This window comes from Pseudomonas sp. PvP001 (genome assembly GCF_040546375.1).
GTDB classification, from domain to species: domain Bacteria; phylum Pseudomonadota; class Gammaproteobacteria; order Pseudomonadales; family Pseudomonadaceae; genus Aquipseudomonas; species Aquipseudomonas coleopterorum.
Window position 1 is genome coordinate 2,743,269 of record NZ_JBEPNQ010000001.1, and the last position, 13,820, is coordinate 2,757,088.

12 protein-coding genes and 1 pseudogene are annotated in these 13,820 nt (G+C 63.2%); 9 read left to right on the forward strand and 4 right to left on the reverse strand.

All coding sequences use genetic code 11. The features are described from left to right. Positions 1 to 17: 17 nt before the first annotated feature. The 5 genes from ABMD26_RS12505 to gcvH all read left to right on the forward strand — a co-directional run bounded on the left by ABMD26_RS12505 (position 18) and on the right by gcvH (position 5,805). Positions 18 to 1,235: a 2-octaprenyl-3-methyl-6-methoxy-1,4-benzoquinol hydroxylase gene (locus ABMD26_RS12505; RefSeq protein WP_354311828.1), complete on the forward strand. Its 1,218-nt coding sequence runs from the start codon at positions 18 to 20 to the stop codon at positions 1,233 to 1,235. 120 nt (positions 1,236 to 1,355) lie between these two features. Continuing rightward, the gene (locus ABMD26_RS12510) at positions 1,356 to 2,357 is read left to right on the forward strand and encodes an extracellular solute-binding protein (RefSeq protein WP_320523243.1); all 1,002 of its coding nucleotides are present in this window, start codon (positions 1,356 to 1,358) and stop codon (positions 2,355 to 2,357) included. A gap of 143 nt (positions 2,358 to 2,500) precedes the next feature. Next, a complete protein-coding gene (locus ABMD26_RS12515; RefSeq protein ID WP_134722021.1) occupies positions 2,501 to 4,126 on the forward strand; it encodes an ABC transporter permease in 1,626 nt (541 codons plus the stop codon). Between the two features lie 168 nt (positions 4,127 to 4,294). Next, positions 4,295 to 5,377, forward strand: a complete 1,083-nt coding sequence (gcvT, locus tag ABMD26_RS12520) for a glycine cleavage system aminomethyltransferase GcvT (RefSeq protein WP_354309847.1) — start codon at positions 4,295 to 4,297, stop codon at positions 5,375 to 5,377. A gap of 44 nt (positions 5,378 to 5,421) precedes the next feature. Continuing rightward, entirely contained in the window at positions 5,422 to 5,805 is a 384-nt protein-coding gene (gcvH, locus tag ABMD26_RS12525; RefSeq protein ID WP_090361205.1) for a glycine cleavage system protein GcvH, read from the forward strand. A gap of 36 nt (positions 5,806 to 5,841) precedes the next feature. Here gcvH and tauD read toward each other — a convergent pair whose 3' ends face one another. The 4 genes and pseudogenes from tauD to tauA form a co-directional block, all read right to left on the reverse strand. After that, on the reverse strand, positions 5,842 to 6,675 hold the full coding sequence (tauD, locus tag ABMD26_RS12530) for a taurine dioxygenase (protein ID WP_354309850.1): 834 nt from the start codon (positions 6,673 to 6,675) through the stop codon (positions 5,842 to 5,844). A gap of 31 nt (positions 6,676 to 6,706) precedes the next feature. Beyond that, positions 6,707 to 7,536: pseudogene (tauC, locus tag ABMD26_RS12535) on the reverse strand (taurine ABC transporter permease TauC). Beyond that, positions 7,533 to 8,369 (reverse strand): taurine ABC transporter ATP-binding subunit, encoded by an 837-nt coding sequence (gene tauB, locus ABMD26_RS12540; RefSeq protein ID WP_354309852.1) that lies wholly within the window; start codon positions 8,367 to 8,369, stop codon positions 7,533 to 7,535. The pseudogene tauC and the gene tauB overlap by 4 nt, the downstream one beginning before the upstream one ends. A gap of 28 nt (positions 8,370 to 8,397) precedes the next feature. Beyond that, positions 8,398 to 9,318 (reverse strand): taurine ABC transporter substrate-binding protein, encoded by a 921-nt coding sequence (tauA, locus tag ABMD26_RS12545; RefSeq protein WP_502948345.1) that lies wholly within the window; start codon positions 9,316 to 9,318, stop codon positions 8,398 to 8,400. A gap of 471 nt (positions 9,319 to 9,789) precedes the next feature. Here tauA and ABMD26_RS12550 point away from each other — a divergent pair, with 471 nt between their 5' ends. The 4 genes from ABMD26_RS12550 (at position 9,790) to ABMD26_RS12565 (ending at position 13,807) form a co-directional block, all read left to right on the forward strand. Beyond that, positions 9,790 to 11,130 carry an OprD family porin gene (locus ABMD26_RS12550; RefSeq protein WP_134722015.1) on the forward strand — a complete coding sequence of 447 codons (1,341 nt, stop codon included), beginning with the start codon at positions 9,790 to 9,792 and terminating at the stop codon, positions 11,128 to 11,130. Positions 11,131 to 11,283: 153 nt separating this feature from the next. Beyond that, positions 11,284 to 11,922: a peroxiredoxin gene (locus ABMD26_RS12555; RefSeq protein WP_049860275.1), complete on the forward strand. Its 639-nt coding sequence runs from the start codon at positions 11,284 to 11,286 to the stop codon at positions 11,920 to 11,922. Between the two features lie 244 nt (positions 11,923 to 12,166). Then, complete coding sequence (gene ssuE / locus ABMD26_RS12560) at positions 12,167 to 12,760, forward strand: NADPH-dependent FMN reductase (RefSeq protein ID WP_049860274.1); 594 nt, start codon at positions 12,167 to 12,169, stop codon at positions 12,758 to 12,760. A gap of 81 nt (positions 12,761 to 12,841) precedes the next feature. Further along, positions 12,842 to 13,807 (forward strand): sulfonate ABC transporter substrate-binding protein, encoded by a 966-nt coding sequence (locus ABMD26_RS12565; protein ID WP_354309857.1) that lies wholly within the window; start codon positions 12,842 to 12,844, stop codon positions 13,805 to 13,807. The last annotated feature ends 13 nt before the right edge of the window (positions 13,808 to 13,820 follow it).

Here is a 13,820-nt window from a genome sequence, read left to right on the forward strand (position 1 = left end):
TGACCCATACCAACGAATTGCGCGCCGACCTGGTCATCGTCGGCGCTGGCATGGTCGGCAGCGCCCTGGCGCTCGCCCTGCGCGACAGCGGCCTGGACATCCTGCTGATCGACGGCGGGCCGCTGACCGGCAAACCTTTCGACGCACTGGCACCTTTCGAAGCGCGGGTCAGTGCGCTGTCCATGGCCAGCCAGCGCATCCTTCAGCGCCTGGGCGCCTGGGACGGTATCCAGGCGCGGCGTGCCAACCCCTATCGACACATGAGCGTGTGGGACGGCAGCGGCACCGGGCAGATCAATTTTTCCGCCGCCAGCGTGCATGCCGACACCCTGGGGCATATCGTCGAGAACCGCGTGGTTCAGGACGCCTTGCTCGAACGCCTGCAGGACAGCGGGATCCGGCTGCTGGCCAATGCGCGACTGGAGCAGCTGCGCCATTCGGGTGACGATCGTCTGTTGACCCTCGCCGGCGGTCAGACCGTACGCACCCCGCTGGTGATCGCCGCAGACGGCGCGCACTCGGCGGTGCGTCGACTGGCTGGCTGCGAGACACGCGAATGGGACTACCTGCACCACGCCATCGTCACCAGCGTGCAGTGCAGCGAGGGCCATCGCGATACGGCCTGGCAACGTTTCACCGACGAGGGCCCGCTGGCCTTTCTGCCCTTGCAACGCGGTGATGGCAAGCATTGGTGCTCGATCGTCTGGTCGACCACGCCGGAGCAGTCCGAACGCCTGATGGCCTTGGACGACGCGGCCTTCTGCCGAGCGCTGGGCCAAGCCTTCGAGGGACGTCTGGGCGAGGTTCTCGCTGCCGATCCTCGCTTGTGTGTCCCGTTGCGTCAGCGACATGCCAAGCGCTACGTGGAAACCGGTCTGGCGCTGATCGGCGATGCCGCGCACACCATCCATCCACTGGCCGGGCAGGGGGTCAACCTGGGCCTGCTCGACGCGGCGGTGCTGGCCGAAGAACTGATCCATGCCCGGCAGCGCGGCGAGCGGTTGGCGGGCATGCCGGTGCTGACGCGCTACGAGCGCCGACGCATGCCACACAACCTGGCACTGATGGCGGCCATGGAAGGCTTCGAGCGTTTGTTCCAGGCCGATCCGCTGCCGCTGCGCTGGTTGCGCAACACCGGCTTGAAGTGGGTGGAGCGAGTGCCGGAAGCCAAGGCGTTGTTCGTCCGCCAGGCGCTGGGCCTGACCGGCGATCTACCTGAGCTGGCGCGCCTCTGAGACAGCTATATGCCTGCGCTTGCCTGCAACATTTGGTAACGGCTGGCCCCCGAGTTCGGTTGAGAAGGTAAATGTGATTCACTACCATTTCGGCCTCACTCCAACGGCAAGGTTTCCCTCATGATGGTGCGCAAACGTCTTCTCGCTGCACTGGCGCTCTGTCTGCTGGGTGGCAACGCCCACGCTGCCGATGAAGTGGTCGTCTATTCGTCGCGCATCGACGAGCTGATCAAGCCGGTTTTCGACGCCTACACCGCGAAAACCGGGGTCAAGGTCAAGTTCATCACCGACAAGGAAGCGCCGTTGATGCAGCGCATCAAGGCCGAAGGGCAGAACGCCACGGCCGACCTGCTGCTCACCGTCGATGCCGGCAACCTGTGGCAAGCCGAGCAGATGGGCATCCTGCAGCCCATCCATTCCACCGTCATCGACGGCAACATTCCCCCGCAATACCGTGCCGCGTCCCACCAGTGGACCGGCCTGAGCCTGCGCGCGCGGACCATCGCCTACGCCAGCGAGCGCGTCAAACCGCAGGAGCTGAGCACCTACGAGGCGCTGGCCGACAAGCAATGGGAAGGACGCCTGTGCCTGCGTACGGCGAAGAAGGTGTACAACCAGTCCCTGACCGCCACCTTGATCGAGACCCATGGCGCGGAGAAGACCGAGCAGATTCTCAAGGGCTGGGTGAACAACCTGTCCACCGACGTGTTCTCCGATGACATCGCGGTGCTGCAGGCCATCGATGCCGGGCAGTGCGACGTGGGTATCGTCAACAGCTACTACTATGGCCGCCTGCACAAGCAGCAACCGGACCTGGGTGTGAAGCTGTTCTGGCCGAACCAGGGCGATCGCGGTGTTCACGTGAACCTGTCGGGCATTGGCCTGAACAAGTATGCGCCGCACCCTCAGGCGGCCATCGCTCTGGTGGAGTGGATGACCGGGCCGCAGGCGCAGGAAATCTTCGCCGGGGTGAACCAGGAGTTTCCGGCCAATCCGGCGGTCGCTCCCTCTGCGGAAGTCGCCAGCTGGGGCAAGTTCAAGGCCGACACACTGCCCGTGGAAGTGGCGGGCAAGCGTCAGGCCGAAGCGATCCGGTTGATGGACCGTGCCGGATGGAACTGAGCTGATATCGGTGGTGCCGCCTTCGCGGGCAGAGACCCGCTCCCACAGAAGAACAGGCGCTTTTGTGCTTTCAGTGTGGGAGCGGGTCTCTGCCCGCGAAGGCGCATGAGTAGCCCGCAATCTGAAAACCACGAGTGAGCCCATTGTCCTCTTCCGTCCAACGCCGTTGGTATCCGCTGGTCTTGGCCGTGGTCGGGCTCGTGCTCTTGCCGCTGAGTGTGCTGGCGCTGTCCTGGCAAAGCATCGACCTGCAGATCTGGTCCCATTTGTGGGACACGCAGATGCCGCGGCTGCTGGGCAACACACTGACTCTTGTGGTGGGCGTAGGTACGGGTGTGACGGTGATCGGCGTCAGCCTGGCGTGGCTCACCAGCCTGTGTGAATTCCCCGGGCGGCGCTGGCTCGACTGGGCGCTGATGCTGCCGTTTGCCATCCCTGCCTATGTGCTTGCCTTCGTGTTCGTAGGGCTGCTGGATTTTGCCGGCCCCGTGCAGAGCCTGCTGCGCGAGTGGTTCGGCAACGGCCTGCGCCTGCCGCGGGTGCGCTCCACGGGCGGGGTCATCATCGTGCTGGTGCTGGTGTTCTACCCCTACGTCTATCTGCTGGCACGGACCGCGTTCCTGGCCCAGGGCAAGGGTTTGATGGAGGCGGCGCGCATGCTTGGCCAATCACCCTGGCAGGCCTTCTGGCGGGTCGCCCTGCCGGTGGCCCGGCCCGCCATCGGGGCCGGTGTGGCCTTGGCATTGATGGAAACCCTGGCGGATTTCGGCGCCGTGGCGGTGTTCAATTTCGATACGTTCACCACCGCCATCTACAAGACCTGGTACGGCTTCTTCAGCCTTTCCAGCGCGGCGCAGTTGGCCAGCCTGCTGTTGCTGGCCGTGATGCTGGTGCTCTATGGCGAGCGTCGCGCCCGTGGCCAGGATCACGCGGCCAGTGAGCGCCCGCGCGGGCAGGCGCTGTATCGGCTGAGCGGATTCAAGGCATGGCTGGCCAGTGGCTGGTGCGCGCTGGTGTTCGCCTGCGCCTTTGTCGTGCCCATGGTGCAGTTGGTCGCATGGTGCTGGCAGCGCGGACGCTTCGACCTCGACGAGCGCTATCGTGAGCTGATCCTGCATACCCTGTACCTGGGCGCCATGGCCGCGCTGATCACCGTCGCGGTGGCGTTGTTGCTGGCGTTCGCGCGGCGTCAGGCGCCCACGCCGGGCATTCGCGCCGGTGTGGCGATCGCGAACCTTGGCTATGCCCTGCCGGGATCGGTGCTGGCGGTGTCGCTGATGCTGGCTTTCAGTTTTCTCGACCGCGAACTGGTGGTGCCAGTGTCCAGCTGGTTGGGCGGCGCCGGTCGGCCGTTGCTGCTGGGCAGTGTGGCGGCGCTGCTGGTCGCCTACCTGGTCCGCTTCATCGCGGTGGCCTACGGGCCCCTCGAAAGCAGCCTGGCGCGGATTCGCCCGTCCTTGCCCGAAGCATCGCGCAGCCTGGGTGTGGGCGGTGCGCGGCTGTTCTTCAAGGTCTACCTGCCACTGTTGCTGCCTGGCACGCTCAGCGCAGCGCTGCTGGTGTTCGTCGACACGTTGAAGGAGATGCCGGCCACTTTGCTGATGCGTCCATTCGGCTGGGATACGCTGGCGGTGCGCGTCTTCGAAATGACCAGCGAAGGCGAGTGGGCTCGTGCTTCGCTGCCGGCCCTGACCCTGGTGCTGGTCGGCTTGCTGCCGGTCATCGGGCTGATTCGACGTTCGGCGCGCCAGCTGGGTCGAACTCACTGATCCAAGCTTCAGATATCACCACCGCGACCTTGTCGCTACAGATATCACCACCGCGACCTTGTCGCGTCGGATGTCATCACGCGACCTTGTCGCTACAATGCGCCGCATCCGGCGCAGGCACCAAGGACAATCCGCCTGCGCTTTCGCCACGCCCGGAAGGAGAAACCCATGGGACAGCGTACGCCTCTGTATGACCTGCATCTTGCCCTCGGTGCAAAGCTGGTCGATTTTGGCGGTTGGGACATGCCCCTGCATTACGGCTCGCAAGTCGAAGAGCATCATCAGGTACGTCGCGATTGCGGCGTCTTCGACGTGTCGCATGTGACCGTGATCGATATCCACGGGCCGGATGCCCGGGCGTTCCTGCAACACCTGCTGAGCAACGATGTGGGCAACCTGACCGCAACCGGCCAGGCCTTGTACAGCGCCATGCTCAATGAGCAGGGCGGGGTGGTCGATGATCTGATCGCCTACCTCACCGAGGATGGCTATCGCCTGGTGGTCAATGCCGCCACCCGCGACAAGGACCTGGCCTGGCTGAGCGCTCACTCCGATGGGTTCGATGTGCAGTGGCGCGAGCGTCCCGAGTTGGCGCTGCTGGCAGTGCAAGGGCCCGAGGCGCGGCGCAAGGTCGCCGATCTGTTGGGCAGCCAGCGCCGCGAATTGCTGCTGCGATTGGAACCCTTCGAAGGGCGCCACCAAGGCGACTGGTTCATTGCTCGCACCGGCTATACGGGTGAAGACGGCATCGAAATCGTCTTGCCTGCGGCCCAGGCCGCCGACTTCTTCAACGAATTGATCGGTGCCGGCATTTCGCCCATCGGCCTGGGCGCGCGCGATACGCTGCGTCTGGAAGCAGGCATGAATCTGTATGGCCAGGACATGGACGAGGCGAACTCGCCATTGGCGTCGAACATGGCCGGCAGCGTGGCGTGGCAACCGATCTCGCGAGCTTTCATCGGGCGTGAGGCGCTGGAGCGCGAGCGGTCAGTCGGGCCGGCGATGAAACTGGTCGGCTTGGTGCTCGAGGAGCGCGGCGTGCTGCGCGCGCATCAGGTGGTGCGGATCGCCGGAGTTGGCGAAGGGGAGATCACCAGTGGTAGTTTCTCACCTACGCTGAGCAAGTCGATTGCGCTGGCGCGTGTACCCATGGCGACCGCTGACCGTGCGGAAGTCGAGATACGCGGCAAATGGTACCCGGTACGGGTGGTCAAGCCGACCTTCGTCCGGCATGGTAGCACCCTGATCTGAATCGTATGGCGGGCTGGCCGCTGACCCTTGTTGAGGACAATGATATGAGCGATATCCCTGCTGAACTCCGTTTTGCCGAAAGCCACGAGTGGGCGCGCCTGGAAGCTGATGGCACGGTGACCGTAGGCATCAGCGACCACGCCCAGGAAGCCTTGGGTGACGTGGTGTTCATCGAGCTGCCGGAAGTCGGCAAGGTGTTCGCCGCTGGTGATCAGGCCGGTGTGGTGGAGTCGGTGAAAGCAGCGTCCGATATCTACTCGCCGGTAGGCGGTGAAGTGATCGCCATCAACGAGGCACTCGCCGACGCTCCCGAGAGCGTCAATGGCGAACCCTACGGCGCCTGGTTCTTCAAGCTCAAGCCCAGCGCTGCCGGTGAGCTGGACAAGCTGCTCGATGCCGCAGGCTACAAGGCTGCCATCGGCGAATGATGGTCAGCGGGGGTGGCCATTGCCACCCCCGCCCGTTCAGAACGGTCGATCCCCCAATATCGTCGCACGATGCATCACGCGTCGCTGCGGTCGGTAGTCGTCGATCGCGTAATGCTGGGTCACGCGGTTGTCCCAGAATGCCACATCCCCTTGACGCCATTGCCAGCGCACACAGAACTCCGGTCGCGTGGCGTGGGCGAACAGCAAGTCGAGCAGCGCCCGACTTTCCGCCGCCGACAGCTCGTTGATACGGGTGGTGAAGCCATCATTGACGAACAATGCCTTGCGCCCGCTGACCGGATGGGTCCGCACCACCGGGTGCGACAGCGGCGGATGCTGCTGCCGGGTCTGCTCCCAGCGTGCCAGGGCCTGGGCATCGTTGCCGAAGCGTTCGAGCGGGAACGACTTGGCGAAATCGTGGGTGGCGGTCAGGCCGTCGAGCAGGGTCTGCAAGGGCGCGGACAAGACCTCGAACGCGGCGATACCGTTGGCCCAGCAGGTGTCGCCGCCAAAGGGCGGGACCTGTTGGGCCGTCAGTATCGCGCCCATTGCCGGTTCCGCGAGAAAGGTGACATCGGTGTGCCATATGGCATTGTCGCGCACATCGGTCACGGCGGTGTCGAGCACCAGCACTTCGGGTTGCCCCGGCACGCTGGGGTAGATCGGATGGATGTGCAGGTCACCGAACTGGTGCGCCAGCCGAGCCTGCTGGGCCGGCGTCAGTGGCTGGTCGCGCCAGAACAAGACCTGGTGGGCGAGCAGCGCAGCGTCGATCTCGCGTTGCTGCGCCGGGGTCAGTTCCCGGCTCAGGTCGACGCCTTCGATGACCGCGCCGATGGTGGGGCTCAAGGGGGTGATGTGCAGAGTCATGTTGGTCAGCTCTGTTGGTGAAATCGGTGATTCAGTGGCTCTGGCCGTGCCAGGGCACCAGCCGTCGTTGCAGGGCGCGCAAGCCCATTTCCAGGCCAAAGGCGATCAGCGCGATCACCAGGATGCCAGTACCACCACATCGGTGACCAGAAACTGCGCGGCCGACTGCACCATGAAACCCAGGCCGCTGGTGGCGGCAATCAACTCGGCGGCGACCAAGGTCGACCAGCCGACGCCCAGGCCGATGCGGATACCGGTGAGGATCTCCGGCAGGGCGCTGGGCACGATCACGTGACGAATCAGCTGCGCGCGTGTGGCGCCCAGCGACTGCGCGGCGCGCAGCCGGGCTGGATCGACATTGCGCACGCCGGTGGCCGTGGCAATGGCGATCGGAGCGAAGATCGCCAGGTAGATCAGCAGCACTTTCGAGGTCTCGCCGATACCGCACCAGATCACGATGAGCGGCAGGTAGGCCAGCGGTGGAATGGGTCTATAGAACTCGATCAGCGGATCGAGGATGCCTTGGGCAATGCGGTTGTGGCCGATGGCGATGCCCACCGGAATGGCGAACAAAACGGCAAAGACCAGGGCCAGGCCGATGCGCCCCAGGCTGGCACCCAGGTGCTGCCACAAGGTTGCGTCCATGTAGCCCTGGGTTGCCAGCAGCCAGGCTTTGTCCAGCACGGCGCCCGGCGAGGGCAGGAACAGCGGTTCGATCAATTCGGTGGCGGTGACCGCCCACCAGAGCAGTAGCACGCCGGCCAGGGTCAGTGTGCTGATGGCTCGCGTACTCAGACGCCAGGGTCGGCGCGCAGCGGGCTTGCGCGTGCGGTCGATGGCTTCGGTCGGATAGTGGCTCATGCCAGTGCCTCGCGCGCGGTGGCGCCCTGTGGAGAAACACGCTGGGCGAACTCTCGTTGTGCAGACTCTCGTTGTGCAAATACCTGAGCCAGCACGTGCTCGCGGGTCTCGATGAATCGGGGGTCGGACTTGATCGCCCGGGCGCTCTCGCCGGCGGCGTAGCGCAGGCCGAAGTCCAGGCTGAGGCGCTCCTCGACATGCCCCGGATCGGGTGCGAGCAGAATCAGGTCGGTGGCCAGAAACACCGCTTCTTCGATGTCATGGGTGATCAGAAATACTGGCTTGGCGGTCCGTTGCCAGACCTGCAGCAGCAGTTCCTGCATCTGCTCCCGCGTGAACGCATCCAATGCGCCAAAGGGTTCGTCCATCAACAGCACCTGCGGATCGGCCGCCAGCGCTCGGGCCAGGCCCACGCGTTGCCGCTGACCACCGGAGAGTTGCCACACCTGCCGCTCGGCGAAACCGGCCAGATCGACCAGCGCGAGCATCTCACGCGCCCGCGCTTCACGCTGCGGCCGGGCGATGCCCGCCAGTTGCAGACCGAAGGCGACGTTGGCCAGCACGTCCTGCCAAGGCAGCAGGGCGTCATCCTGAAACACCACGCCACGGTCCGCCCCCGGACCTTTTACCGCGACCCCGTCCAGGGTGATGCGGCCACTGCTGGGCGGCACGAAACCGGCGATCAGGTTCAACAACGAGGTCTTGCCGCTGCCCGAGGGACCCAGCGCCACGCACAGTTGCTGTGGACCCAGGCTCAGGGAGATGTCCTGCAACACCGGCTGCGCAGCGCCCGGGTAGTGGGCACCGATACGGTCGAGAATCAATTGGGCCACGGTCGTACTCCGTTGGGCGTGCGCGGGATCACTGAACGAACTTGGCGCTGACGTAAGGCGTGTAATCGGGCAGCACGGCTTCCAGCTTGCCCTGTTCCTTGAGGAACTCGGCCGTCTTGGCCACCGCCTTGGCAGTACCGCCACTCAGCAGCGCGTCCGAAGCCTGGGCCTCGGCGTCGGGGTAGGTGGAGCCGGCGAGCAGGTCGGGGACATCCGCGGCATTGGCGCCCGTGAGCTTGGCGATCTTGCGCACCGGCTCGGAGTCGGCGGTCCACTGCGCCTGGTTCTTCGCGTAGTCGGCAAAGGACTCCAGGGTGACCTTGGCGAATTTGGCGATCACTTCAGGGTGCTTCTCCGCGTAATCCTTGCGCGCCACCCAGACCTCGAAGGTCGGTGCGCCCCATTGGCCGACCTGCGCGGCATCGGTCAAGGTCTTGCCACTCTTGCGGATCTCGCCCAATGCCGGTGACCAGACGAAAGCACCATCGATGTCGCCGCGCTTCCAGGCGGCGGCGATTTCGGCCGGCTGCAGATTGACCACCTTGACCTTGCCTTCCAGGCCCCAGTGCTTCAGCGCGCCGAGCAGGCTGTAGTGAGACGTGGAAACGAAGGGCGTGGCGATGGTTTTGCCCACCAGTTGCTGGGGATTGTCGATACCGCTGCCGTTGCGCACCACCAGGGCTTCAGCGGAATTGATCTGCGCCGAAACGATGAAGGCGACGATGGGCAGTTTGCGTGAAGTGGCAGCCGCCAGCGGACTCGACCCCAGGTTGCCGATCTGCACATCACCCGAGGCGATGGCCGTGACCACTTCCGGACCGCTGTTGAAGCGGCGCCAGTCGATCTTCGCGCCGATGGCCTTTTCATAGACGCCATCGGCCTGGGGCACCTTGCTGGGGTCGATGCCGGTCTGGTAGCCCACGGTCAACGGGGCGGCCTGGATGCCCATGGCCAGGCCCGTCAGGGCCAGAGTGGTGAACAGTTTTCGTACGAAGCGCTGCTTGGCCATGGTGGTTGCCTTTGCAAGAGTCAGGGGGGCGGTGAGCGTCCAGCACACGCTTCTGGCGCGTGAAGTGAGGTGCCGGATCGGCGAATGAGAAGAATCTAAACGATATAAGAAACGGCTTTGAAATACCGTTTGGGAATTAGCTTATGTTTGACAATCGGATTGAACTTTTTTGTTTGGAAGGTTGCAGTTGTTATGCAATTAAATTCTAAAAAAACTTGAAACAATTCTTTTTGGTTTTGTGAAAATTTCGTTAATCTCGGCACCCAGAGTTTGGCTTAGACCAAGGTCTCGAATCGGCTTGTAAACATTGACTAACTGGTCACGCTTTAGCGCTAATCGCGCATCGGCGAACAAGGGGCATCAGACCCCGACCAAAGACACCACAAAAATTAGAAACCAGAGGAGCATCACATGTACAAGCAGTCGCTCGCCGTAGCCATCGCGCTCGCCAGCATCTCCACCAGTGTTTACGCCGCCGATCCGGCACCCTCGGGTTTCCTCGAAGCCAGCAAAGCAACGCTGAGCTCGCGGACCATGTACTTCCGCAACGATACCCGTGAAGGCACAGCGAACGACCAGGAAGAATCGGCCCAAGGCTTCCTCTTCAACTTCATCTCTGGCTACACCCCCGGCACCGTCGGCTTCGGTCTGGACGTACAGGCCATGAGCGGTATTCACCTGGACGGCGGCCGCGGTCACCACCCGAACAACAACAGCTTCTTCCCGAGCGATACCGATGGCTCGGCCGAGAAGACCTGGTCGCGTCTGGGCGCGAACGGCAAGGTCAAGTTCGCCAAGTCCGAACTCAAGGTGGGTAGCGCACTGCAGCCCAACCTGCCGATCCTGGTATCCAACGATGGTCGCCTGCTGCCTGCTACCTACCAGGGCGGTATCCTGACTTCCAAGGACCTGGACAACTTCACCTTCACCGTTGGTCGACTGAACAAGTCCGCGGGTCGTGCTACCAGTAACTACTCGGGTCTGGGCGTCGGCGGTGCCACTCAAGACACCAACAACTTCCAGTTCGCCGGTGTGGACTGGAAAGCGACCAAGGACCTGACTCTGCAGGTCTACCACGCGCAACTGGAAGACTTCTACAAGCAGACCTTCCTGGGCGCCGTGCACGTGTTGCCACTGGGTGAAGACCAGTCGTTCAAGACCGACCTGCGCTACTTCGACAGCCGCTCCGACGGCAAGAACGGTGACGTGGGCTACCGCTTCAACAACAACAACGGCTACGCCAGGACCCCAGGTGAAATCGACAACAAGACCTGGAGTGCCATCTTCACCTACAGCATCGCTGGTCACGCGTTCCTCGCCGGTTACCAGCAAGTGGGTGATGACGGCGGCATGCCGTTCATCAACAACGGCAGCGTGGTCGATGGCAACGGTCGCAACGAGGGCAACGGCGGTTCCAGCGTCTACCTGTTCACCGACAGCATGATCAACTCGTTCACCCGTGCTGGCGAGAACACCACGTTCGCCCAGTACTCCTACGACTTCAGCCGCGTTGGCGTACCTGGCCTGAAGGCTTCGATCGCCTACCTGCATGCCGATGACATCAAGGCAGCCGGTACCGGTGATTCGGACAACTCCGAGTGGGAACGCGACATGCGCGTCGACTACGTGATCCAGAGCGGTCTGCTGAAGAACTTCGGCGCCACCCTGCGTAACGGTACCTACCGCAGCGACGTGGGCACCAACACCGATCAGACCCGTCTGATCTTCAACTACACGTACGCTTTCAAGTAATACGTGCCGTTGGAAAAAGCCCGCCTCGTGCGGGCTTTTTCGTTTGTGGCGCAGCGTTATTCCAGATTCGCCTAGCACCAGCACCATCCATTCTTTTTGTTTCCGCGGCCGCTCGGTGCACAGTCATGCGCACAACAGTCCAGGAGCAGCACCATGACCATTCGACTCGGCGACATCGCCCCCGACTTCCAGCAGGAATCCAGCCAGGGCAGCATCAGTTTCCATCAGTGGCTGGGTGATCAATGGGGCGTGCTGTTTTCGCACCCGGCCGACTTCACACCTGTCTGCACCACCGAACTGGGCTTTACCGCCAAGTTGGCCGACGAGTTCGCCAAGCGCAACGTCAAAGCCATTGCCTTGTCGGTGGATCCGGTCGAGTCCCACCAGCGCTGGATCGGCGACATCGACGAGACCCAAGGTACTACGGTGAATTTTCCGATCCTGGCCGATGCCGACCGCAAGGTGTCCGAGCTTTACGACCTCATCCACCCCAATGCCAACGACACCCTGACCGTGCGCTCGCTGTTCGTCATCGATCCGAACAAGAAGGTCCGGTTGACCATCACCTATCCAGCCAGTACCGGGCGCAATTTCCACGAGATCCTGCGGGTGATCGATTCGCTGCAACTCACGGACAACCACAAGGTGGCGACTCCGGCCAACTGGCAGGATGGTGACGATGTGGTGATCGTGCCTTCGCTCAAGGACGAAGAAGAGATCAAGCAGCGCTTTCCGAAGGGCTACAAGGCGGTGAAGCCATACCTGCGCTTGACCCCACAGCCCAACCGCTGAGTACTGACCCTGTAGCAGCGGTGCAAGCCGCGTCCGGCATTTTGCGGTGCGTCTGATGTACCGCGTTTACAGCCGACGCGGCTTGCGCCGCTGCTACAGGGGGTGAGGTGACGTGGTTATGTTTTTATAGAATAACCAAATGAATAAATATGATTTAAAGATATAAATCCTGCCTGTTACTGTTCCCTTCATTCCGGCGACTTCTCCAGAAGCGCTCCGACTTCGCTATTCAAGGATTTGCCCCATGCTGGTCGTATCTCTGGGCGGCAGCCCAAGCGTGCGCTCGCGCTCCGGTGTACTGCTGGAACGCGGCAAGCAGTGGCTGCAGCGTAAAGGCGTCGAAGTGGTGACGTTCCAGGTACGGGACTTCCCGGCCGAAGACTTGCTGCACGCCCGTTTCGACAGCCCGCACGTACTGCATTTCATCGAGTTGGTCGGCAAGGCCGACGGCCTCATCGTGGCAACGCCGGTGTACAAGGCCTCGTTCTCCGGTGCGCTGAAGACGCTGCTGGACCTGCTCCCCGAGCGCGCCCTGAGCAACAAGGTGGTGCTGCCCGTCGCCACCGGCGGCAGCATCGCCCATATGCTGGCGGTGGACTACGCGCTCAAGCCCGTGCTGGCCTCGCTCAAGGCGCAGGAAATGCTTCAGGGCATCTTCGCCGACGACAGTCAGATCGCCTACGGCGAAGGCAGTGTCGCGGCCCAATTGGCACCGGCCCTCGAGCAGCGGCTGGAAAGCGCCCTGGAGGAATTCCACGCCTTCCTGCTGCGTCGACCCCAGACCCATGACCCGGCCTTGCTCACGCAAAGCCTGCGCAGTGCCCGCTGGAGCATCTGAACCGAACTGCCGTATCCACCTTACTCGCCCGCCAACGGGCAAGCAGGTGCAACCCAATTCCCTCTGCAAAAGGAGAGTGCCATGCGCACCCTGTTCTTGCGTCGTGGTGTGGTCGCACTGTTTGTTGCGGCTGTGTCGTTCGGCGCCATTACCCAGGCCCAGGCTGAAACCCTGCGCATCGGTTATCAGAAATACGGCACGCTGGTGCTGCTCAAGGCCAAGGGCACGCTGGAGAAGCGTCTTGCGGCACAGGGCGTGGACGTCAAATGGACCGAGTTTCCCGGCGGGCCGCAATTGCTCGAAGGCCTCAACGTCGGCTCGATCGATTTCGGCGTGACCGGAGAAACCCCGCCGGTGTTCGCCCAGGCCGCCGGTGCCGATCTGCTGTATGTGGCCTACGAGCCGCCAGCCCCGACCAGCGAAGCGATCCTGGTGCCCAAGGATTCGACCATCCGCTCGGTCAGTGAGCTCAAAGGCAAGAAAGTCGCGCTGAACAAGGGCTCCAACGTGCATTACCTGCTGGTGCGCGCGCTGGAAGAGGCGGGGCTCAAGTATTCCGACATCCAGACCGTCTACCTGCCGCCTTCCGACGCGCGCGCCGCCTTCGAGCGCGGCAGCGTCGATGCGTGGGTCATCTGGGACCCCTACCAGGCTGCTGCGGAACAGCAGTTGCAGGCCCGCACCCTGCGTGACGGTCAAGGCATCGTCGACAACCTGCAGTTCTACCTCGCGACCAAGCCCTATGCCCAGAAGCACCCGGAAGTGATCACCGCCCTGGTCGAAGAAGTCCGCGCGGTGGGTGAATGGTCCAAGGCCCACCCCGAAGAAGTGACCGCCCAGGTCGCGCCGCTGCTGGGCCTGCCGGCCGACATCACCCTGACCTCGGTGAAGCGCCAGGGTTACGGTGCGCAGTTTCTCAACCCGCAGACCGTTGCCGCGCAGCAGAAGATCGCCGACAGCTTTCACCAGCTCAAGCTGATCCCCAAGCCGCTGCGCATTCACGATGTGATCTGGACACCGCCGGCCAGTGTAGCCAAGGCGCCCTAAATCGCCCTGTTTC

Coding starts and splice junctions, on each gene's coding strand:
- ABMD26_RS12510 (WP_320523243.1), top strand. CDS start 1,356: ATGATGGTGCGCAAACGTCTTCTCGCTGCACTGGCGCTCTGTCTGCTG.
- gcvT (WP_354309847.1), top strand. CDS start 4,295: ATGGGACAGCGTACGCCTCTGTATGACCTGCATCTTGCCCTCGGTGCA.
- gcvH (WP_090361205.1), top strand. CDS start 5,422: ATGAGCGATATCCCTGCTGAACTCCGTTTTGCCGAAAGCCACGAGTGG.
- tauD (WP_354309850.1), bottom strand. CDS start 6,675: ATGACTCTGCACATCACCCCCTTGAGCCCCACCATCGGCGCGGTCATC.
- tauA (WP_502948345.1), bottom strand. CDS start 9,318: ATGGGCATCCAGGCCGCCCCGTTGACCGTGGGCTACCAGACCGGCATC.
- ABMD26_RS12550 (WP_134722015.1), top strand. CDS start 9,790: ATGTACAAGCAGTCGCTCGCCGTAGCCATCGCGCTCGCCAGCATCTCC.
- ABMD26_RS12555 (WP_049860275.1), top strand. CDS start 11,284: ATGACCATTCGACTCGGCGACATCGCCCCCGACTTCCAGCAGGAATCC.
- ssuE (WP_049860274.1), top strand. CDS start 12,167: ATGCTGGTCGTATCTCTGGGCGGCAGCCCAAGCGTGCGCTCGCGCTCC.
- ABMD26_RS12565 (WP_354309857.1), top strand. CDS start 12,842: ATGCGCACCCTGTTCTTGCGTCGTGGTGTGGTCGCACTGTTTGTTGCG.